Source organism: Stenotrophomonas sp. YJH_SMC_53 (assembly GCF_059369995.1).
This window is the reverse complement of the sequence record NZ_JCAFTF010000004.1, coordinates 394,592-413,962: the sequence shown is the minus strand read 5'-3', so window position 1 is coordinate 413,962 and position 19,371 is coordinate 394,592. Positions and strand designations below refer to the sequence as shown.

Below are 19,371 nucleotides of genomic sequence, written 5' to 3'. Positions count from 1 at the left end.
GAAATGGTGATGCCGGGTGACAACGTCAAGATGGAAGTCACCCTGATCAACCCGGTGGCCATGGACGAAGGTCTGCGCTTCGCCATCCGCGAAGGCGGCCGTACCGTCGGCGCCGGCGTGGTCTCGAAGATCATCGAGTAATCTGGTAGTATCAGCGCCCCGATGTTGCCTGGGTAGGGCATCGGGGCGTATCAAATGGGAAAGCAGGCACAGGATGTGCCTTGTGTTCCCCGGACCAGGAAGGGTCAATGCCATTCAGGCGGCGTCAACAGGCGACTGTTGACAGCTGCCTTGCGTGCCATTATGCTTCTACGTCTGGGCAGGCCGGGTAACTGGTCTGCCTACGTTTTTGAGGTCCATGGATTGACCTTGGCGGCCTGCAGGACTGCGGGCCGTCCGTATTCAGGAATTTCATGGGACAAAGCAACCCAGAGGCTTTGTCTGTCGCTCTTTTAACGAAGGAACCTACCGCCATGGCGGACCAAAAGATCCGGATCCGGCTGAAAGCGTTCGATCATCGTCTGATCGACCGTTCGGCCAGCGAGATCGTTGAAACGGCAAAGCGGACCGGCGCGCAAGTGCGTGGCCCGATCCCGCTGCCGACCAAGATCGAGCGTTACACCGTTCTCGTTTCCCCGCACGTCGACAAGGACGCGCGTGACCAGTACGAGACCCGCACGCACAAGCGCGTGCTCGATATCGTTGACCCGAATGACAAGACCGTGGACGCGCTGATGAAGCTCGAACTGGCTGCCGGCGTCGACGTTCAGATCAAGCTGACCTGAGGACTACGACCATGACGAAGAAGTATTCGTTGGGCTTCGTGGGCCGCAAGGCCGGCATGAGCCGCGTGTTCACTGAAGATGGCCGCTCCATCCCGGTGACCCTGATCGAAGCAACCCCGAACCGCATCGCGCAGATCAAGACCGTCGAAACCGACGGCTACAGCGCCGTGCAGGTGACCGTCGGCGCGCGTCGCGCTGCCCTGGTCAACAAGCCGGAAGCCGGCCACTTCGCCAAGGCGAAGGTGGAAGCGGGTCGTGGCCTGTGGGAATTCCGCGTTGAAGACGCGCAGCTCGGCGATTTCGCCGTTGGCGGCGAAGTCAAGGCGGACATCTTCGAAGTCGGCCAGATCGTCGACGTCCAGGGTGTCACCAAGGGTAAGGGCTTCCAGGGCACCATCAAGCGCCACAACTTCCGTATGGGCGATGCAACCCACGGTAACTCGCTGTCGCATCGCGCGCCGGGTTCGCTGGGTCAGCGCCAGACCCCGGGTCGCGTTTTCCCGGGCAAGAAGATGTCGGGCCACATGGGCGCGGTGCAGCAGAGCACCCAGAACCTGGAAGTGGTCAAGGTCGACGTCGAGCGCGGTCTGATCGCGGTTCGCGGCGCCGTTCCGGGCGCGGCGGGTGGCGATGTGATCGTCCGTCCGGCGAGCAAGGCATAAGGAGAGATGACGATGGAACTCGTTATCACGGGTAGCAACAACAAGGTCTCGGTCTCCGAAGCCGTGTTCGGTCGCGATTTCAGCGAAGATCTGGTCCACCAGGTCGTCGTTGCTTACCGCAACGCCGGTCGCGCCGGCACCAAGGCACAGAAGACTCGCTCCGAAGTGGCTGGTACCACCAAGAAGTCGAAGAAGCAGAAGGGCGGCGGCGCGCGTCATGGCGCACTGACGGCTCCGATCTTCGTCGGCGGCGGTGTCACCTTCGCGGCCAAGCCGCGCAGCTTCGAGCAGAAGGTCAATCGCAAGCAGTACCGTGCCGCCATGTGCGCGATCCTGTCCGAGCTGAACCGTCAGGGCCGTCTGACCATCGTGGAGGCCTTCGACGTCGAAGCCACCAGCACGAAGGGTCTGATCGCCAAGCTGGCCGGCCTGGAAGTGGGCAAGCGCCCGCTGATCGTCACCGAGGAAGCGTCCGAGCACCTGTACCTGTCCGCCCGCAATCTGCCGTACGTGCAGGTGCGTGACGTGCAGGGTCTGGACCCGGTCTCGCTGGTGGGTGCCGACACGGTCGTCATCACCGCTGACGCGGTCAAGAAGGTCGAGGAGTGGCTGGCATGAACAGCAACGAAAAAATCTTCAGCGTGCTGCGTGCCCCGCGTGTCTCGGAAAAGACCGCGCGCCTGCAGGAACTCTCCAATCAGTATGTCTTCGAAGTTTCGAACGAAGCCACCAAGGCCGATGTAAAGGCCGCGGTTGAGCAGCTGTTCGACGTCAAGGTCGAAGCCGTCAACGTGGTAAACGTCAAGGGCAAGAACAAGTCCTTCCGTAACCGTGCTGGCCGCCGCGGCGATTGGCGCAAGGCGTACGTTCGCCTGGCCGACGGCCAGTCGATCGATGTAACGGCCAAGGCCTGAGGTACATCCCATGCCATTGATGAAATTCAAGCCCACCTCCCCCGGCCGCCGTTCGGCCGTGCGCGTGGTCACCCCCGACCTGCACAAGGGTGCTCCGCACGCCGCGCTGGTCGAGTCGCAGAGCCGCTCGGGTGGTCGTAACCACCACGGTCGCATCACCGTGCGTCACGTCGGTGGTGGTGCCAAGCAGCACTACCGCATCATCGACTTCAAGCGCAACAAGCTGGGCATCCCGGCGCGCGTGGAACGCATCGAATACGATCCGAACCGCACCGCCCACATCGCTCTGCTGTGCTACGTCGACGGTGAGCGTCGCTACATCATCGCCCCGAAGGGCCTGAAGGCTGGTGATCAGGTGATCGCTGGTTCGGACGCCCCGATCAAGGCCGGCAATACCCTGCCGCTGCGCAACATCCCGGTCGGTACCACCATCCACTGCATCGAACTGAAGCCGGGCAAGGGCGCTCAGATCGCTCGCGCCGCTGGTGCGGCCGTGCAGCTGGTGGCTCGTGAAGGCATCTACGCCACCCTGCGCCTGCGCTCGGGTGAAATGCGCAAGGTTCCGGTCGAGTGCTGCGCCACCATCGGCGAAGTCGGCAACGACGAGCACAGCCTGGAAAAGCTGGGCAAGGCCGGTGCCAAGCGTTGGCGCGGCGTCCGCCCGACCGTTCGTGGTGCTGCCATGAACCCGGTTGACCACCCGCACGGTGGTGGTGAGGCCAAGGCCGGCCAGGGTAACCCGCATCCGGTCACCCCGTGGGGTGTCCCGACCAAGGGTTACAAGACGCGCCATAACAAGCGCACTCAGCAGTTCATCGTCCGCGATCGTAGGGGCTAATCGACCATGGCACGTTCACTCAAGAAGGGCCCGTTCGTCGATCACCACCTCGTCAAGAAGGTGGAGGCCGCTGCGGGCAGCAAGAAGCCGATCAAGACCTGGTCGCGCCGTTCGATGATCCTGCCTGACATGGTAGGCATCACCATTGCCGTGCATAACGGCAAGAACCACATCCCGGTTCTCGTCAACGAGAACATGGTCGGCCACAAGCTCGGCGAATTTGCCATCACCCGGACCTTCAAGGGTCACGGTGGTGACAAGAAGTCGGGCAAGTAAGGAGAGATGACAATGGAAGCGAAAGCCATCCTGCGCACTGCGCGCATCTCCCCGCAGAAGGCTCGTCTGGTCGCTGACCAGGTGCGCGGTCTGCCGGCCGAACGTGCGGTCAACCTGCTGAAGTTCTCGGACAAGAAGGCTGCCCACCTGATCAAGAAGGTGGTGGAGTCGGCAATTGCCAACGCCGAGAACAACCAGGGCGCCGACGTCGACGAGCTGAAGGTTCAGACCATCATGGTTGATGAAGGTCCGACCCTGAAGCGTTTCATGGCGCGGGCGAAAGGCCGCGGTACCCGCATCCTCAAGCGCACCAGCCACATCACTGTGGTTGTGGGCGCCGCCAAGTAAGCGGATAAGGAAAAGACCATGGGTCATAAAGTTCATCCGATTGGTATCCGCCTCGGCATTTCCAAGGACTGGAACTCCAAGTGGTACGCCAACAAGGCCGAGTTCGCCGGTTACCTGGCAGCCGACCTGAAAGTGCGCGACATGCTGCGCAAGAAGCTGGCTCAGGCCGGCATCAGCAAGATCCTGATCGAGCGTCCGGCCAAGACCGCTCGCGTGACGATCCACACCGCCCGTCCGGGCGTGGTGATCGGCAAGCGCGGTGAGGACATCGAGAAGCTGCGCAAGGAAGTGAGCGAGATGATGGGCGTCCCGGCGCACATCAACGTCACCGAAGTGCGCAAGCCGGAACTGGACGCGCAGCTCGTTGCCGAGTCGATCGCCCAGCAGCTGGAGCGTCGCATCATGTTCCGCCGTGCAATGAAGCGCTCGGTCGGCAACGCGATGCGCCTGGGTGCCCTGGGCATCAAGGTCAACGTCGGTGGCCGCCTCAACGGTGCAGAAATCGCCCGTTCGGAGTGGTACCGCGAAGGCCGCGTGCCGCTGCACACCCTGCGTGCCGACATCGACTATGGCTTCGCTGAAGCCAAGACGACCTACGGCATCATCGGCATCAAGGTCTGGATCTACAAGGGCGAGGTCTTCGATTTCTCCCAGGTTGGCCAGGAAAAGCAGGACGACACCCCGTCGCGCAACGATCGTCACGATCGCGGCGACCGCGGTGACCGTCAGCGCCCGGCCCGTGAAGCGAGGTAACGACAATGTTGCAACCCAAGCGAACCAAGTACCGCAAGGTACACAAGGGCCGTAACGATGGCCTGAGCTGGAGCGCCAACGCTGTCAGCTTCGGCGAATACGGCCTGAAGGCAACCGCACACGGTCAGCTGACCGCGCGCCAGATCGAAGCGGCCCGCCGCTCGATCAGCCGCTACGTCAAGCGCGGCGGCAAGATGTGGATCCGCGTGTTCCCCGACAAGCCCATCACCAAGAAGCCCATCGAAGTCCGAATGGGTTCGGGTAAGGGTAACGTGGAATACTGGGTGGCCCAGATCCAGCCCGGCCGCATGATCTATGAAATCGAGGGTGTTTCCGAGGAAGTGGCTCGCGAGGCGTTCCGCCTGGCCGCCGCCAAGCTCTCGGTCACCACCACTTTCGTGACCCGTACGGTGCGCTGATGGATATCAAAACTCTCCGTGAAAAGTCGGCTGACGAACTCAAGGCCCACCTGATCGACCTGCGTAAGGAACAGTTCTCTGTCCGTATGCAGCAGGTCACCGGCCAGCTGCCGAAGACCCACGACATTCGCCGGGTCCGTCGCGAGATTGCTCGCGTCAAGACCCTGCTCGGCAGCACGAAGTAAGGATGGCCGCTATGAGCGACAATACTGAAAAGAAGACGCTGCGCACGGTCGAAGGCCGTGTCGTCAGCAACAAGATGGACAAGACGGTTACCGTCCTGGTTGAGCGTCAGGTCAAGCACGCGCTGTACGGCAAGTACATCAAGCGCTCGACCAAGCTGCACGCCCACGATGCCGACAACGCCTGCAAGGAAGGCGACGTCGTCCGCGTGACCGAGATTGCTCCGATGTCCAAGACCAAGAACTGGCGCGTGGTGGAAGTCATCACGCGTGCGGCTGAATAAGGAGTCTGAATCATGATCCAGATGCAGAGCTACCTTGACGTCGCGGACAATTCGGGTGCCAAGCAGGTGATGTGCTTCAAGGTGCTGGGTGGTTCCAAGCGCCGTTACGCCGGTATCGGCGACATCATCAAGGTCACCGTGAAGGATGCGATTCCGCGCGGCAAGGTCAAGAAGGGTGAAGTGTATGACGCCGTCGTGGTGCGTACCCGCAAGGGTGTGCGTCGCGCTGACGGTTCGCTGATCCGCTTCGACGGCAACGCTGCCGTCCTGCTGAACAACAAGCAGGAGCCGATCGGTACCCGTATCTTCGGGCCGGTGACCCGTGAACTTCGTTCGGAGAAGTTCATGAAGATCGTCTCGCTCGCTCCCGAAGTGCTGTGAGCGACAGGAGATAATCATGGCTAACCGTATCAAGAAGGGCGACCAGGTTGTCGTCAACGCTGGCAAGGACAAGGGCAAGCAGGGCGAAGTCGTCCGCGTCGACGGCGACCGCGTGGTCGTCGCCAACGTGAACATCGTCAAGCGCCACACCAAGCCGAACCCGCAGGCAGGTGTTGCCGGCGGCGTGGTCGAGCGCGAAGCTTCGATCCATATCTCCAACGTGAACGTGCTGAACCCGGCTTCGGGCAAGGGCGAGCGCGTTGGCTTCAAGGTGCTGGAGGATGGACGCAAACTGCGTGTGTTCCGCTCCAGCGGTGAGGCGCTCGACGCCTGAGGAATGTGAAGATGACTTCCCGTCTCGAAAAGATCTACAAGGAAGAAGTGGTGCCGGCGCTGATGAAGCAGTTCGGCTACACCAATCCGATGGAAGTACCGAAGCTCGTCAAGGTCACCCTGAACATGGGTGTCGGCGAGGCTGCCACCAACAAGAAGATCCTGGAAAATGCCGTCGCGGACATGACCAAGATTTCCGGCCAGAAGCCGGTTGTCACCAAGTCGCGTATCTCGGTTGCGTCGTTCAAGATCCGTGATGGTTGGCCGATCGGCTGCAAGACCACGCTGCGTCGCCACAAGATGTACGAGTTCCTGGACCGCCTGATCAACATCTCGCTGCCGCGCGTGCGCGACTTCCGTGGTGTTTCCGGTCGTTCCTTTGACGGCCGCGGCAACTTCAACATGGGTGTGAAGGAACAGATCATCTTCCCGGAAATCGACTTCGACGCCGTCGACGCGATCCGCGGTATGGATATCGCCATCACCACCACTGCGAAGACCGACGCGGAAGCGAAGGCGCTGCTGGCAGCGTTCAAGTTCCCGTTCCGTAACTGATCTGTCGAGGAAACCGAAATGGCAAAGACCTCCATGGTCAACCGCGACATCAAGCGGGAAAAGCTGGCCAAGAAGTACGCTGAGAAGCGTGCAGCTCTGAAGAAGATCGTGTCCTCCGTGGACGCGACCTACGAAGAGAAGATCGACGCCGCAACCAAGCTGGCCAAGCTGCCGCGCGATTCGTCGCCGAGCCGCCAGCGCAACCGTTGCGAGCTGTCGGGTCGTCCGCGTGGCGTGTACAGCAAGTTCGGCCTCGGCCGCAACAAGCTGCGCGAAGCCACCATGCGTGGCGACGTCCCGGGCCTGCGCAAGGCCAGCTGGTAATTCCAGCCGGTCCTGCGATCAGGAGCCCCCTCGGGGGCTTCTGAACCGGGGAGGGAGGCGTTCAGCTTCCTTTCTGCGAAAAAACCCGAAGAGCCCGGCGCAAGTCGGGCTCTTTTGGCGTATACTCCCGCGTCTTGCCCTGCGCAAACGGGGTTGTAGGAGTGGGCCCCGGCCCGCTGCATCAAGGGACCTGGCCCGTTTCCAGGAGACAACAGATTTTCGCGAAAGCGGATATCGGTGCACTCAAAGGTACTCATATGAGCATGACTGATCCCATCGCCGACCTGCTGGTCCGCATCAAGAATGCGGCTGCGGTTGGCAAGCAGACGGTGAAAGCCCCGTCGTCCAAGATCAAGGTTGCGATCGCCCAGGTCCTGAAGGACGAGGGTTACATCACCGACCTGCGCGTGACCCAGCTGGAAAACAACAAGGCCGAGCTGGAAATCGTGCTGAAGTATTTCGAAGGCAAGCCGGTCATCGCGACCCTGAAGCGCTTCTCGCGTTCGGGCCTGCGCCAGTACCGCGGCAAGAGCGAGCTGCCGAAGGTCATGAATGGCCTGGGCATCTCCATCATTTCCACCTCCAAGGGCATCATGACTGATGCGCAGGCGCGCCAGCTGGGCGTCGGCGGCGAAGTCCTGTGCTTCGTGGCCTAAGGCGAAAGGAGTAGAACTATGTCCCGCGTAGCCAAGAAGCCCGTCACCCTGGGTAAGGTCGAACTGAACGTCCAGTCGGAAAGCGTCACCGTCAAGGGCCCGAAGGGCACCCTGTCGCTGGTCAAGCCGGCCGGTATTGCCATCAACGTCGACAGCGGCGTTGCCACCCTGAGCACCGAGAACGCCGACCTGGTCGCGCTGACCGGTACCGTGCGCGCGATCCTGGCCAACATGGTCAAGGGCGTGTCCGAAGGCTTCGAGCGCAAGCTGGAGCTGGTCGGCGTGGGTTACCGTGCTGCCATGCAGGGCAAGGACCTGAGCCTGTCGCTCGGTTTCTCGCATCCGGTCGTGTTCGTGGCGCCGGAAGGCATCACCATCTCCACCCCGACCCAGACCGAGATCCTGGTCCAGGGCGCTGACAAGCAGGTCGTCGGTGAAGTCGCCGCCAAGATCCGTGCGTTCCGCAAGCCGGAGCCGTACAAGGGCAAGGGCGTGAAGTACTCCGACGAAGTCATCATCCGTAAGGAAGCCAAGAAGGCCTAATTAGGCGCTTCCGCTTTCAAGGAAAACACATCATGAACAAGAACATCGCCCGCCTGCGTCGCGCCAAGTCGACCCGTGCCCACATCCGTGAGCTCGGCGTCGCCCGCCTGTCGGTGCTGCGCACCGGCCAGCACCTGTACGCCCAGGTCTTCACCGCTGACGGTTCGAAGGTGCTGGCTGCCGCCAACACCACCCAGACCGACGTCAAGGAAGGCCTGAAGAACGGCAAGAACGCCGATGCCGCTGCCAAGGTCGGCCGCATCGTTGCCGAGCGCGCCAAGGCCGCCGGCATCGAGAAGGTTGCCTTCGATCGTTCGGGCTACCGCTACCACGGCCGCATCAAGGCCCTGGCAGAAGCCGCCCGCGAAGCCGGCCTGCAGTTCTAAGGGACAAGGGCAGGGGGCCGATGGCCTCCTGCCTGCCTGCTCGCCAGCCTGAGTGAGGCTGGACGGCGCCGCTCTTCTGCAGCGGTCCACCGGAACAACGCGTCACTTCACAACCATAAGCGGCCTCGAGCCGTACATACCCAAACAACCAAGGAATCAACATGGCAGAAGAGCGTCAGCAGCGGGGTCGCGATCGCGACCGTAACCGCGAAGAGAAGATCGACGACGGCATGATCGAAAAGCTGGTCGCGGTCAACCGCGTCAGCAAGACCGTCAAGGGTGGCCGCCAGTTCACCTTCACCGCCCTGACCGTGGTCGGCGACGGCGAAGGCAAGGTCGGTTTCGGTTATGGCAAGGCCCGCGAAGTGCCGGTCGCCATCCAGAAGTCGATGGAACAGGCCCGCAAGAACCTGGTCAGCGTTGACCTGAACAACGGCACCCTGTGGCACACCATCAAGGATGGTCACGGCGCAGCCCGCGTGTTCATGCAGCCGGCTTCGGAAGGTACTGGCGTCATCGCCGGCGGTGCGATGCGCGCCGTGCTGGAAGCCGTTGGCGTGAAGAACGTGCTGGCCAAGGCCACCGGTTCGCGCAACCCGATCAATCTGGTGCGCGCCACCGTGAAGGGCCTGACTGCTGCGCAGTCGCCGGCCCGCATCGCGGCCAAGCGTGGCAAGAAGGTGGAGGAACTCAACCATGGCTAATGAGTCCAACAAGACTGTGAAGGTCCGCCTGGTGCGTGGCCTGCGTGGCACCCAGTCGCGTCACCGCCTGTCGGTGCGTGCCCTGGGCCTGAACAAGCTCAACGATGTGCGTGAACTGAAGGACAGCCCGCAGGTGCGCGGCCTGATCAACAAGGTTCAGTACCTCGTCCAGGTTGAGGAGTAATCGACCATGACTCTGCGTCTCAATGAACTGAGCCCGGCACCGGGCGCCCGCACCGAGCGCACCCGCGTCGGCCGCGGTATCGGCTCGGGCCTGGGCAAGACTGCCGGCCGCGGCCACAAGGGTTCGTTCGCCCGCAAGGGTGGCGGCAAGATCAAGGCTGGCTTCGAAGGCGGCCAGACCCCCATGCAGCGTCGTCTGCCGAAGATCGGCTTCCGTTCGCCGATCGCCAAGGACACCGCTGAAGTGCTGCTGTACGCGCTGGACAAGCTGCCGGCCGGTGAGATCGACTTCGCCGCCCTGCGTGCTGCCAAGCTGGTCCCGAGCACTGCCAAGAAGGCCAAGGTCGTCGTCAAGGGCGAAGTGACCAAGGCGTTCACCCTGAAGGGTATTGCTGCCACGGCTGGTGCCAAGGCTGCGATCGAAGCTGCCGGCGGCAGCGTAACGGAGTAAGAAAATCATGGCGCAAGCTGGCATCGGTAACCTCGCGGGCGGAATGGGCAAGTTCACTGAACTTCGCCAACGTTTGCTGTTCGTCGTCGGGGCTTTGATCGTCTATCGCATCGGCTGCTACGTGCCGGTGCCGGGCGTCAATCCCGATGCCATGCTTGCCATGATGCAACAGCAGGGCGGCGGCATCGTGGACATGTTCAACATGTTCTCGGGCGGCGCCCTGCACCGTTTCAGCATCTTTGCGCTGAACGTGATGCCGTACATCTCGGCATCGATCGTGATGCAGCTGGCCGTGCACATCTTCCCCGCCCTGAAGGCGATGCAGAAGGAAGGTGAGTCCGGCCGCCGCAAGATCACCCAGTATTCGCGCATCGGCGCCGTGCTGCTGGCAGTGGTGCAGGGCGGTTCGATCGCACTGGCCCTGCAGGGCCAGGTTTCGCCGTCGGGCGCTCCGGTCGTGTACGCCCCCGGCATGGGCTTCGTGCTCACTGCGGTGGTCGCACTGACTGCCGGCACCATGTTCCTGATGTGGGTCGGTGAGCAGGTCACCGAACGCGGTATCGGCAACGGCGTGTCGCTGATCATCTTCGCCGGTATCGTCGCCGGTCTGCCGGGTGCGGTCATCCACACCTTCGACGCCTACCGCGACGGCAACATCCAGTTCATCCAGCTCCTGCTGATCGCCATCGTCGTACTCGCCTTCACCTTCTTCGTGGTGTTCGTGGAGCGTGGCCAGCGCCGGATCACGGTCAATTACGCGCGCCGCCAGGGCGGTCGCAACGCGTACATGAACCAGACCTCGTTCCTGCCGCTGAAGCTCAACATGGCCGGCGTCATCCCGGCGATCTTCGCCTCGAGCCTGCTGGCCTTCCCGGCCACCCTGGCCATGTGGTCCGGCCAGGCTGCCAACCAGAGCAGCTTCGGCCAGGTCCTGCAGAAGGTCGCCAATGCCCTGGGCCCGGGCGAGCCGCTGCACATGATCGTGTTCGCTGCGCTGATCACCGGTTTCGCGTTCTTCTATACCGCGCTGGTGTTCAATTCGCAGGAAACCGCCGACAACCTGAAGAAGTCGGGCGCTTTGATTCCGGGCATCCGTCCGGGCAAGGCCACCGCCGACTACATCGACGGCGTGCTGACCCGCCTGACCGCGGCCGGCTCGGCCTACCTGGTGATCGTCTGCCTGCTGCCGGAACTGATGCGCACGCAGCTGAATGCCTCGTTCTACTTCGGTGGCACGTCGCTGCTGATCGTGGTGGTGGTGGTGATGGACTTCATCGCCCAGGTGCAGGCACACCTGATGTCCCACCAGTACGAGAGCCTGCTGAAGAAGGCCAACCTGAAGGGCGGCAACCGCGGCGGTTTTGCCCGCGGCTGATAGGCCTGTTATACTTTCGTCTTCCTGACGTGATGGTCCCTCCGCTTCGCGGACTCCGGCCACACAAACGAAGGGCGGCCCCCGCAGCGGTTCCGGGTGGGGGTGTGATGAGGTGGTCCCGCGCTGGAGTAGCGCGGGCGGCCCCGGGGGAAACCCCAGGTCCAACCCCATCCGGCGCCGGAGCCTGGGCACACTCCCCAGGCCGGGTTCATGAAACCAATGGTTTCACGGGCTTCCATGTAAACCGGAACCTTGTTAGTATCGCTAGTTCACTTTTTTGATCCATCCTGCCGGATTGGCGTGCCCGAGGCGCGCTGTCGGCCATCACTCAGCTGGAGAACCGCGTCATGGCGCGTATTGCAGGCGTCAACCTGCCAGCCCAGAAGCACGTCTGGGTCGGGTTGCAAAGCATTTACGGCATCGGCCGTACCCGTTCGAAGAAGGTCTGCGAAGTCGCAGGCGTTGCTTCGACCACCAAGATCCGCGATCTGTCGGAGCCGGAAATCGAGCGCCTGCGCGCCGAAGTCGGCAAGTACATCGTGGAAGGCGATCTGCGCCGTGAGATCGGCATCGCGATCAAGCGCCTGATGGACCTGGGCTGCTACCGCGGCCTGCGTCACCGTCGTGGCCTCCCGCTGCGTGGCCAGCGCACCCGTACCAACGCCCGCACCCGCAAGGGTCCGCGCAAGGCGATCAAGAAGTAAGGGACTGAGAAATGGCTAAGCCCGCTGCTAAGACCAAGAAGAAGATCAAGCGCGTCGTCACCGACGGCGTTGCCCACGTCCACGCTTCGTTCAACAACACCATCGTCACCATCACCGACCGCCAGGGCAACGCTCTGTCGTGGGCGACCTCCGGTGGCGCTGGCTTCCGCGGTTCGCGCAAGTCGACCCCGTTCGCTGCCCAGGTGGCTGCTGAAAAGGCCGGTCGTGCTGCGCTGGACTACGGCGTGAAGTCGCTGGAAGTCCGCATCAAGGGCCCGGGTCCGGGCCGTGAGTCGGCCGTGCGTTCGCTGAACAACGTCGGCTACAAGATCACCAACATCATCGACGTGACGCCCATCCCGCACAACGGGTGCCGTCCGCCGAAGAAGCGTCGCGTCTAAAGGGAGCGATAAGAAATGGCTCGTTATATCGGTCCTACCTGTAAGCTCGCCCGCCGCGAAGGCGCCGACCTGTCCCTGAAGAGCCCGGCGCGTGCGCTGGACTCCAAGTGCAAGCTGGAGCAGAAGCCCGGCCAGCACGGCGCCACTGCCCGCAAGGGCAAGCTGTCCGACTACGCCACCCAGCTGCGTGAAAAGCAGAAGGTCAAGCGTATCTACGGCCTGCTGGAGCGTCAGTTCCGCAACTACTACAAGAAGGCCTCGACCAAGAAGGGCAACACCGGCGAGAACCTGCTGCAGCTGCTGGAAACCCGCCTGGACAACGTCGTCTACCGCATGGGCTTCGCCGTGACCCGTCCGGCTGCCCGTCAGCTGGTGTCGCACCGCGGCGTCACCGTGAATGGCAAGTCGGTCAACCTGGCTTCGTACCAGGTCAAGGCTGGCGACGCCATCGCTCTGTCCGAAAAGGCTGCCAAGCAGCTGCGCGTCCAGGAAGCCCTGACCGTCGCCGCCCAGCATGACCTGAGCCCGTCGTGGGTTGAAGTGGATTCCGGCAAGTTCACCGGCATCTTCAAGGCTGTTCCGGATCGTTCGGATCTGCCTGCGGACATCAACGAAGCGCTGATCGTCGAGCTGTATTCGAAGTAATTCACATTGGAGAGCCCCCGGCGACGGCCGGGGGTTCACTAGGAGAACCCGCAACATGACGGTTACCGCCAACCAGGTTCTGCGTCCTCGCGGTCCGCAGATCGAACGCCTTACCGACACCCGTGCAAAGGTCGTTATCGAACCTTTGGAGCGGGGTTACGGGCATACGCTGGGCAACGCCCTGCGTCGCGTGCTGCTGTCGTCCATCCCGGGCTTCGCCATCACGGAAGTCGAAATCGACGGCGTGTTGCATGAGTACACCACGGTCGAAGGTCTGCAGGAGGACGTCCTCGAAGTCCTGCTCAACCTTAAGGATGTGGCCATCCGTATGCACTCCGGCGACAGCGCCACCCTGTCCCTGTCCAAGCAGGGCCCGGGCGTTGTCACCGCTGCCGACATCAAGGTCGACCACAATGTGGAGATCCTGAACGGCGACCATGTGATCTGCCACCTGACCAAGGATACGGCGATCAACATGCGTCTGAAGATCGAACGTGGTTTCGGCTACCAGCCGGCTGCCGCGCGTCGTCGTCCGGACGAAGAAACCCGTGCCATCGGCCGCCTGGTCCTGGATGCCTCGTTCTCGCCGGTCCGCCGTGTCGCCTATGCCGTGGAAGCGGCGCGTGTCGAACAGCGCACCGACCTGGACAAGCTGGTCATCGATATCGAGACCAACGGCACCATCGATGCCGAGGAAGCCGTGCGCACCGCCGCCGACATCCTCAGCGACCAGCTGTCGGTGTTCGGTGACTTCACCCACCGCGACCGCGGTGCGGCCAAGCCGGCCAACAACGGCGTGGATCCGGTGCTGCTGCGCCCGATCGACGATCTGGAGCTGACCGTGCGTTCGGCCAACTGCCTGAAGGCTGAAAGCATCTACTACATCGGCGATCTGATCCAGAAGACCGAAGTGGAGCTGCTGAAGACCCCGAACCTGGGCAAGAAGTCGCTCACCGAGATCAAGGAAGTGCTGGCTCAGCGCGGCCTGTCGCTCGGCATGAAGCTGGAGAACTGGCCGCCGGCCGGCGTCGCCAGCCACGGCATGCTGGGCTGATATCGGCAATGCCTGAAGGCTCCACCGTTCGCGGTGGGGCCTTCAACGCACCACACCATGCCACGACGAACCGCAGGTTCGCGGGCAGGTCGTCCAGGACGGGCGGCCAGGACCATCCGCAGTCCGCGCAGCAACGCCAGGATGGCGACAACGATCCGCACAGCCTCATCATTAACCAAGGAATATCACCATGCGTCACCAGAAGTCTGGCCGTAAGTTCAGCCGTACCAGCGCCCACCGCGAAGCGATGTTCAAGAACATGGCCGCCTCGCTGTTCAAGCACGAGCTGATCAAGACCACCCTGCCGAAGGCCAAGGAACTGCGCCGCGTTGCCGAGCCGCTGATCACCCTGGCCAAGGTCGACTCCGTCGCCAACCGCCGTCTGGCTTTCGCCCGCCTGCGCGACAACGAAGCCGTGGGCAACCTGTTCACCATCCTGGGCCCGCGCTACGCGAACCGTCCGGGCGGCTACCTGCGCCTGCTGAAGTGCGGCTTCCGCGCTGGCGACAACGCGCCGATGGCCTACGTCGAGCTGGTTGACCGTCCGGTCGTGGCCGAGGAAGTGGCCGAGTAATCGGACCGCTCCAATGCGACACAGCGAAAGCCCGGCCTCTGCCGGGCTTTTGCGTTTCTGCGGGATCTGACCCGCACCGTTCCGACAGGCGTCACCTGTGGCGGTTCGAATGGCATGCACTCTCGGTTACGCTTGGCGCCTGATCCATTCGAGCGTTGACGATGAATCCACTGCGCTGGCCCTTCCGCGCCCAGTTCTTCCTGGGCTTCCTGATCTGCGCCGGCCTGCTGGGCTACGCGATCTTCCTGCAGCTGAAGATGGGCCTGGAGCCGTGCCCGCTGTGCATCTTCCAGCGGCTGGCGTTCGCTGCGCTGGGCCTGCTGTTCCTGATCGGTGCACTGCACGGGCCCTCCAACCGTCCTGGCCGGGCAACCTACGGCGTGCTCGCCTTCATTGCCGCCGCGGTCGGCGTAGGCATCGCTGCGCGCCACGTCTACGTGCAGATGCTGCCACCGGAGATGGGGGCGACCTGCGGCCCGCCGCTGAGCTTCCTGCGCGAGACCATGGGGCCGCTGGAAGTGTTCCGCACGGTGCTGACCGGTACCGGCAACTGCGGCAATATCGACTGGACGTTCCTGGGCCTGACCATGCCGATGTGGTCGGGCGTGTGGTTCGTGCTGCTGGCGCTGTGGGCGCTGGTGGTGTCGCTGCGCAAGGTCAAGCGCTGAACTAAGGCGGGGTCGGAGCCCTCTCCTGCGGAAAGGGGTCCGACCCCAGGCACCCTGGCGTTCTCAGAAATCCTGCTGCAGGCTCAGGTAGGCGCCACGGCGCGGCCCCCACTGCGGCGCGAACACGCCAACACCGCCGCCATCGCGCAGCTGGTAGCTGCGATCCAATGCGTTGATCACGGCCAGTTGCACGTGCAGCGGATGCCCGCTGTCGGCATTGAAATCGTGCCCGGCGCTGAGGTTCACCTGCAGGTAGGATGGCAGCTCGCCGCCGTTGGGCACGCCCTCGATGTCCGAACGCAGGCCGCTACCGAACACGTAGTTGGCGCCGACCCGGTTGTGGCCGGCGAAGGCGTAGCTGAAGCCGCCCGATGAGGTCAGCTTCTGGTCGTGGTCGAGGTGGATCCAGTGGTTGGCCACATAGGCCAACGCCTCTGGATCGAGGTTGTACTGGCTGGTGATGACCTGGGTGCCGATCGCCTTGTTGTACGCCGCGTTGACGTAAGCGCTGAACGGACCGTTGCTGTAGTCGGCACTGAACTCCAGGCCACGGATATGGCCGCGGCGGTAGTTGAACGTCGAATAGATGTAGGCGGCACCAAACTGGCCTTCGTCCTGCAGGCGCGCAACACGGCGGTCGTACGCGTCCAAGCCCAGGGTCAGGTGTTCGCCCAGCTGATGCGATACGCCGATGTCGTAGTAGTCACTGCGCTCGGCCAGTGGCGTGTTGTTGCCGCCGCTCGGCTGCTGGTTGGTGGTGCCGTCGTACAGCGCGATATCGCTGCTGGCGATCAGCTCACTGGCCGGCGGCGTGAAGTAACGCGAATAGCCGGCATGCACGGTGGTGCTGTCGCTGGCATTCCAGGCCACGCCCACGCGGGGGCTGAGCTGGCCCTCGGTGTGGCCAAAGGCCTTGTAGCGATCGCCGCGCAGGCCGTAGTTGACGGTCCAGTCGTCGCCGATCTTCCATTCATCCTGCACGTACAACGCCAGCGTGCTGGCATGGAAGGCACTGCGGTCAGGTATCAGCAGCGGCGTGGTGCTGGACTGTTGGCCGGCGTCATCGACCGGGAACACCCAGCTGCTGTTGCTGGCCCGCGCGTTCTCGTAGTTGCCGTACAGGCCATAGCGCAGCGTGTGGTCGTTGCCCAGCGGGGTGGAGAAATCGGCCTGCAGCGTGTTGGCGCGGTTGCTGCGCTGCACCTGCGAAGCGACGCCACTGAATACCAGGTCGCCGATGACATCCGGGTTGAACGCCACATCGCTGTAGCGCTGCCCGGCGGACAGCTGGTAGGCGGTGCTGCCCAGCGCGCCCTGCAGCACCAGCATGCCGAAGCGGGTGGTTTCGCGCTGGGTTTCATCCAGCTGGCTGGAGTCGAAGGTGGTGGTGTCCAGGTAACCGAACTGCGGGGTCTGCCCGGGGTCGACCGGGATCTGGAAGCGGTTGTTGGCGAAGCCGGCGAACACGCTCAGGCGGGTGTTCTCGTTGACCAGGTAGGTGAGGTCAGCGAACGCTTTGCCCTGGTGGGTGTCGTCGTGCAGCGGCTTCCGCGAGCGGGTCGGGTTCTCCAGGCCAACCTCGTTCTGGTCGTAGTTGCCAGTCAGGAACCAGCTCCATCGCCCCTGGTTGCCCCACCACGAGGCATTCGGATTGATCTTGCCGAACGAGCCTGCGGTCAGACCGGCGCTGCCGCCATTGCCGAGCCCGGCACCATTGCGGGTGGTGATGTCGACCACTGCAGCGGTGCGCTCGCCGAACTGCGCCGGCAGCGCGCCATCCATCAGGCGGATGCTCTTGATGGTGCGGGCATCCAGTGTCTGGCCGAAGCCGGAGATCGATTCGGGCAGCAGCACGCCATTGATGCGGTACTGCAGATTGGCGTGGTCGCCGCGCACGTGCACGCCGCCATAGGAATCCTGGACCACGCCCGGGGCCTGCAGCAGTACCTGGCTGAGCGGCGCGGAGGCACCCAGCGGCTGCTTCTGGATGTCCTCGGCGGTGATCTGGTACTGGCTGCTGCCGATGTCCGGCGACAGCGCGTTGCGGGCCTGGTCGAGCTGGGCGTGGACGGTGACTGCGTCCAGATCCTTGACGGAGGAAGAGGTGTCGTCGGCCGTTGCGGCGAAGGCGGGCAGGCTGGCCAAGGCCAGGGCGAAGGTAATACCGGTAGCGAGGGGCGAGGGCTTCATGGTGAGAGAGGGGGCGGCTGGGCGTGGAAGGGGCCGGTCCATGACGTGCAAGTGTTACTCCGTAACAAATCATGCGCCTGTCCCGTGCGGCTGGCCATGCTGGATCTGGCTGCTGGCGTTGGCCTTTCCCTGCCGTTCAGGTGGCCGGGGCGGTGGGGGTGGGCCTTTGCGTCAGCGGCTGGCTCTGCGACCATGGCCGCCCCCCACCCCGGAAGTCTGCAATGAGCCTGTCCGCCGTTCCGCCCGCCTCCGATTCCGACGCGACCACCGCTGGCGCTGCCTGGTCGCCGGAGAGCTGGCGTGGCAAGACCGCGCTGCAGATGCCGACCTACCCGGACCCGGTGGCGTTGGACGCCGCTCTGCACGAGCTGAAGCGGCTGCCGCCGCTGGTCACCTCGTGGGAGATCCTGGCGTTGAAGCAGCAGCTGGCCGAGGCCCAGGAAGGCAAGCGCTTCCTGCTGCAGGGCGGCGACTGTGCCGAGAATTTCAGCGACTGCGAATCGGGCACCATTTCCAACCGATTGAAGGTGTTGCTGCAGATGAGCCTGGTGCTGGTGCACGGCCTGCGCCAGCCGGTGATCCGCGTGGGCCGCTTCGCCGGCCAGTACGCCAAGCCGCGCTCGGCCGACACCGAGACCCGCGACGGCGTGACCTTGCCCAGCTACCGCGGCGATGTGATCAACGCGCCGGCCTTCACCGAGGCAGCACGCCTGCCGGACCCGAAGCGGATGCTGCAGGCCCACGCGCATTCGGCGATGACGATGAACTTCGTGCGTGCGCTGATCGACGGCGGTTTCGCCGACCTGCACCACCCCGAATACTGGAACCTGGAGTGGGTAAGCCACTCGCCGCTGGCGGCCGAGTACCAGAAGATGGTGGCCTCGATCGGCGATGCGGTGCACTTCATGGAGACCCTGGCCGGGGCCCGCGTGCACAACCTCAACCGCATCGATTTCTACACTTCGCACGAAGCGCTGCTGCTGCCCTACGAGCAGGCGTTGACCCGCCAGGTGCCGCGCCAGCAGGGCTGGTTGAACCTGAGCACGCATTACCCGTGGATCGGCATGCGCACGGCCGCGCTCGATGGCGCGCACGTGGAGTACCTGCGTGGCGTGCGCAATCCGATTGCGATCAAGGTGGGCCCGTCGGTGACACCGGACCAGCTGCTGCGCCTGATCGATGTGCTCAACCCCCATGACGAGCCGGGCCGCCTGAGCTTCATCCATCGGATGGGCGCAACGCAGATCGCCGAGAAACTGCCGCCGCTGCTGGACGCGGTCAAGCGTGATGGTCGCCGCGTGCTGTGGGTGTGCGATGCGATGCATGGCAATACCGAAAGCACCGCCAACGGTTTCAAGACACGCCGCTTCGACAACGTGCGTGGCGAGGTGGAGATGTCGTTCGATCTGCATGCGGCCGCCGGTACGCGCCTGGGCGGTGTGCATCTGGAACTGACCGGCGAGGACGTGACCGAGTGCATCGGCGGCGCGCGCGAACTGACCGAGCGCGACCTGGAGCGTGCGTATCGTTCGACGGTGGACCCGCGGTTGAACTACGAGCAGTCGCTGGAGATCGCGATGGCGATCGTGCGCAAGCAGGAGCAAGTGCGGTAAGTGCGTTGCGGCAGGGCTTGCAGCCCTGCACCTGCCGAATCAACGTCAACTTCAACGTCAAACGCGGGCATTCCGTGGGAAGGCGGGGCGGTATCGGAGTGCGGGGACGCCGCAAGTACGTCCTTGTAGGCTTGGCAGCCGCATCCATGCGGCTGACACCCCGCACTCCG

At 63.5% G+C, this 19,371-nt stretch carries 31 protein-coding genes; 30 read left to right on the top strand and 1 reads right to left on the bottom strand.

The window, feature by feature from the left end:
• The 29 genes from AC5P7X_RS09165 to AC5P7X_RS09025 form a co-directional block, all read left to right on the top strand.
• The coding region (locus AC5P7X_RS09165; RefSeq protein ID WP_495204990.1) for an EF-Tu C-terminal domain-related protein at window positions 1-141 on the top strand (141 nt) is incomplete at its 5' end.
• A gap of 332 nt (window positions 142-473) precedes the next feature.
• Window positions 474-785, top strand: coding sequence for a 30S ribosomal protein S10 (gene rpsJ / locus AC5P7X_RS09160; protein WP_005408208.1), 312 nt, complete (start codon window positions 474-476; stop codon window positions 783-785).
• 11 nt (window positions 786-796) lie between these two features.
• Window positions 797-1,447, top strand: a complete 651-nt coding sequence (rplC, locus tag AC5P7X_RS09155) for a 50S ribosomal protein L3 (RefSeq protein WP_004145336.1) — start codon at window positions 797-799, stop codon at window positions 1,445-1,447.
• Between the two features lie 12 nt (window positions 1,448-1,459).
• Window positions 1,460-2,065, top strand: coding sequence for a 50S ribosomal protein L4 (gene rplD / locus AC5P7X_RS09150; protein ID WP_005415412.1), 606 nt, complete (start codon window positions 1,460-1,462; stop codon window positions 2,063-2,065).
• Window positions 2,062-2,361 (top strand): 50S ribosomal protein L23, encoded by a 300-nt coding sequence (rplW, locus tag AC5P7X_RS09145; protein WP_004145338.1) that lies wholly within the window; start codon window positions 2,062-2,064, stop codon window positions 2,359-2,361. Before rplD ends, rplW begins: the two co-directional genes overlap by 4 nt.
• 10 nt (window positions 2,362-2,371) lie before the next feature.
• A complete protein-coding gene (gene rplB, locus AC5P7X_RS09140; protein WP_004145339.1) occupies window positions 2,372-3,199 on the top strand; it encodes a 50S ribosomal protein L2 in 828 nt (275 codons plus the stop codon).
• A 6-nt stretch (window positions 3,200-3,205) separates the two neighbouring features.
• Window positions 3,206-3,475 (top strand): 30S ribosomal protein S19, encoded by a 270-nt coding sequence (rpsS, locus tag AC5P7X_RS09135; protein ID WP_005415413.1) that lies wholly within the window; start codon window positions 3,206-3,208, stop codon window positions 3,473-3,475.
• A 12-nt stretch (window positions 3,476-3,487) separates the two neighbouring features.
• Window positions 3,488-3,823, top strand: a complete 336-nt coding sequence (gene rplV, locus AC5P7X_RS09130) for a 50S ribosomal protein L22 (RefSeq protein WP_004145348.1) — start codon at window positions 3,488-3,490, stop codon at window positions 3,821-3,823.
• Between the two features lie 18 nt (window positions 3,824-3,841).
• On the top strand, window positions 3,842-4,576 hold the full coding sequence (rpsC, locus tag AC5P7X_RS09125) for a 30S ribosomal protein S3 (protein ID WP_005415414.1): 735 nt from the start codon (window positions 3,842-3,844) through the stop codon (window positions 4,574-4,576).
• Window positions 4,577-4,581: 5 nt separating this feature from the next.
• Window positions 4,582-4,995: a 50S ribosomal protein L16 gene (gene rplP / locus AC5P7X_RS09120; protein ID WP_004154486.1), complete on the top strand. Its 414-nt coding sequence runs from the start codon at window positions 4,582-4,584 to the stop codon at window positions 4,993-4,995.
• A complete protein-coding gene (gene rpmC, locus AC5P7X_RS09115) occupies window positions 4,995-5,180 on the top strand; it encodes a 50S ribosomal protein L29 (RefSeq protein WP_004154487.1) in 186 nt (61 codons plus the stop codon). The genes rplP and rpmC overlap by 1 nt, the downstream gene beginning before the upstream one ends.
• A gap of 11 nt (window positions 5,181-5,191) precedes the next feature.
• Window positions 5,192-5,461 carry a 30S ribosomal protein S17 gene (gene rpsQ, locus AC5P7X_RS09110; RefSeq protein WP_004154489.1) on the top strand — a complete coding sequence of 90 codons (270 nt, stop codon included), beginning with the start codon at window positions 5,192-5,194 and terminating at the stop codon, window positions 5,459-5,461.
• 12 nt (window positions 5,462-5,473) lie between these two features.
• Window positions 5,474-5,842: a 50S ribosomal protein L14 gene (gene rplN, locus AC5P7X_RS09105; protein ID WP_010483978.1), complete on the top strand. Its 369-nt coding sequence runs from the start codon at window positions 5,474-5,476 to the stop codon at window positions 5,840-5,842.
• Between the two features lie 16 nt (window positions 5,843-5,858).
• Window positions 5,859-6,176, top strand: coding sequence for a 50S ribosomal protein L24 (rplX, locus tag AC5P7X_RS09100; protein WP_004154490.1), 318 nt, complete (start codon window positions 5,859-5,861; stop codon window positions 6,174-6,176).
• Between the two features lie 11 nt (window positions 6,177-6,187).
• The gene (gene rplE, locus AC5P7X_RS09095) at window positions 6,188-6,730 is read left to right on the top strand and encodes a 50S ribosomal protein L5 (protein WP_005415416.1); all 543 of its coding nucleotides are present in this window, start codon (window positions 6,188-6,190) and stop codon (window positions 6,728-6,730) included.
• Window positions 6,731-6,748: 18 nt separating this feature from the next.
• A complete protein-coding gene (rpsN, locus tag AC5P7X_RS09090) occupies window positions 6,749-7,054 on the top strand; it encodes a 30S ribosomal protein S14 (protein ID WP_005408209.1) in 306 nt (101 codons plus the stop codon).
• Between the two features lie 257 nt (window positions 7,055-7,311).
• Window positions 7,312-7,710, top strand: a complete 399-nt coding sequence (gene rpsH, locus AC5P7X_RS09085) for a 30S ribosomal protein S8 (protein WP_005415417.1) — start codon at window positions 7,312-7,314, stop codon at window positions 7,708-7,710.
• An 18-nt stretch (window positions 7,711-7,728) separates the two neighbouring features.
• Window positions 7,729-8,253: a 50S ribosomal protein L6 gene (gene rplF / locus AC5P7X_RS09080; protein ID WP_053500143.1), complete on the top strand. Its 525-nt coding sequence runs from the start codon at window positions 7,729-7,731 to the stop codon at window positions 8,251-8,253.
• Between the two features lie 32 nt (window positions 8,254-8,285).
• Entirely contained in the window at window positions 8,286-8,639 is a 354-nt protein-coding gene (gene rplR / locus AC5P7X_RS09075) for a 50S ribosomal protein L18 (protein WP_004154495.1), read from the top strand.
• A gap of 161 nt (window positions 8,640-8,800) precedes the next feature.
• Window positions 8,801-9,343, top strand: coding sequence for a 30S ribosomal protein S5 (gene rpsE, locus AC5P7X_RS09070; RefSeq protein WP_005415419.1), 543 nt, complete (start codon window positions 8,801-8,803; stop codon window positions 9,341-9,343).
• A complete protein-coding gene (gene rpmD, locus AC5P7X_RS09065; RefSeq protein WP_005408214.1) occupies window positions 9,336-9,527 on the top strand; it encodes a 50S ribosomal protein L30 in 192 nt (63 codons plus the stop codon). The genes rpsE and rpmD overlap by 8 nt, the downstream gene beginning before the upstream one ends.
• A gap of 6 nt (window positions 9,528-9,533) precedes the next feature.
• Window positions 9,534-9,977: a 50S ribosomal protein L15 gene (gene rplO, locus AC5P7X_RS09060; RefSeq protein WP_004154498.1), complete on the top strand. Its 444-nt coding sequence runs from the start codon at window positions 9,534-9,536 to the stop codon at window positions 9,975-9,977.
• A 7-nt stretch (window positions 9,978-9,984) separates the two neighbouring features.
• On the top strand, window positions 9,985-11,352 hold the full coding sequence (gene secY / locus AC5P7X_RS09055) for a preprotein translocase subunit SecY (RefSeq protein WP_005415420.1): 1,368 nt from the start codon (window positions 9,985-9,987) through the stop codon (window positions 11,350-11,352).
• A 347-nt stretch (window positions 11,353-11,699) separates the two neighbouring features.
• On the top strand, window positions 11,700-12,056 hold the full coding sequence (gene rpsM / locus AC5P7X_RS09050; RefSeq protein WP_004154500.1) for a 30S ribosomal protein S13: 357 nt from the start codon (window positions 11,700-11,702) through the stop codon (window positions 12,054-12,056).
• 11 nt (window positions 12,057-12,067) lie between these two features.
• Window positions 12,068-12,457 (top strand): 30S ribosomal protein S11, encoded by a 390-nt coding sequence (gene rpsK, locus AC5P7X_RS09045; RefSeq protein WP_004145443.1) that lies wholly within the window; start codon window positions 12,068-12,070, stop codon window positions 12,455-12,457.
• A 15-nt stretch (window positions 12,458-12,472) separates the two neighbouring features.
• Window positions 12,473-13,102, top strand: coding sequence for a 30S ribosomal protein S4 (gene rpsD, locus AC5P7X_RS09040; protein WP_004145446.1), 630 nt, complete (start codon window positions 12,473-12,475; stop codon window positions 13,100-13,102).
• A 55-nt stretch (window positions 13,103-13,157) separates the two neighbouring features.
• Complete coding sequence (locus AC5P7X_RS09035) at window positions 13,158-14,156, top strand: DNA-directed RNA polymerase subunit alpha (protein WP_005408216.1); 999 nt, start codon at window positions 13,158-13,160, stop codon at window positions 14,154-14,156.
• A gap of 190 nt (window positions 14,157-14,346) precedes the next feature.
• Window positions 14,347-14,730 carry a 50S ribosomal protein L17 gene (gene rplQ / locus AC5P7X_RS09030; protein WP_005408217.1) on the top strand — a complete coding sequence of 128 codons (384 nt, stop codon included), beginning with the start codon at window positions 14,347-14,349 and terminating at the stop codon, window positions 14,728-14,730.
• Between the two features lie 161 nt (window positions 14,731-14,891).
• A complete protein-coding gene (locus tag AC5P7X_RS09025) occupies window positions 14,892-15,398 on the top strand; it encodes a disulfide bond formation protein B (protein WP_005415421.1) in 507 nt (168 codons plus the stop codon).
• A 63-nt stretch (window positions 15,399-15,461) separates the two neighbouring features.
• On the opposite strand, the gene AC5P7X_RS09020 is transcribed toward AC5P7X_RS09025, so the two are convergent.
• Complete coding sequence (locus tag AC5P7X_RS09020; protein ID WP_495214741.1) at window positions 15,462-17,588, bottom strand: TonB-dependent receptor; 2,127 nt, start codon at window positions 17,586-17,588, stop codon at window positions 15,462-15,464.
• 221 nt (window positions 17,589-17,809) lie between these two features.
• Here AC5P7X_RS09020 and AC5P7X_RS09015 point away from each other — a divergent pair, with 221 nt between their 5' ends.
• The gene (locus AC5P7X_RS09015) at window positions 17,810-19,201 is read left to right on the top strand and encodes a class II 3-deoxy-7-phosphoheptulonate synthase (protein ID WP_053500150.1); all 1,392 of its coding nucleotides are present in this window, start codon (window positions 17,810-17,812) and stop codon (window positions 19,199-19,201) included.
• Window positions 19,202-19,371 lie beyond the last annotated feature (170 nt).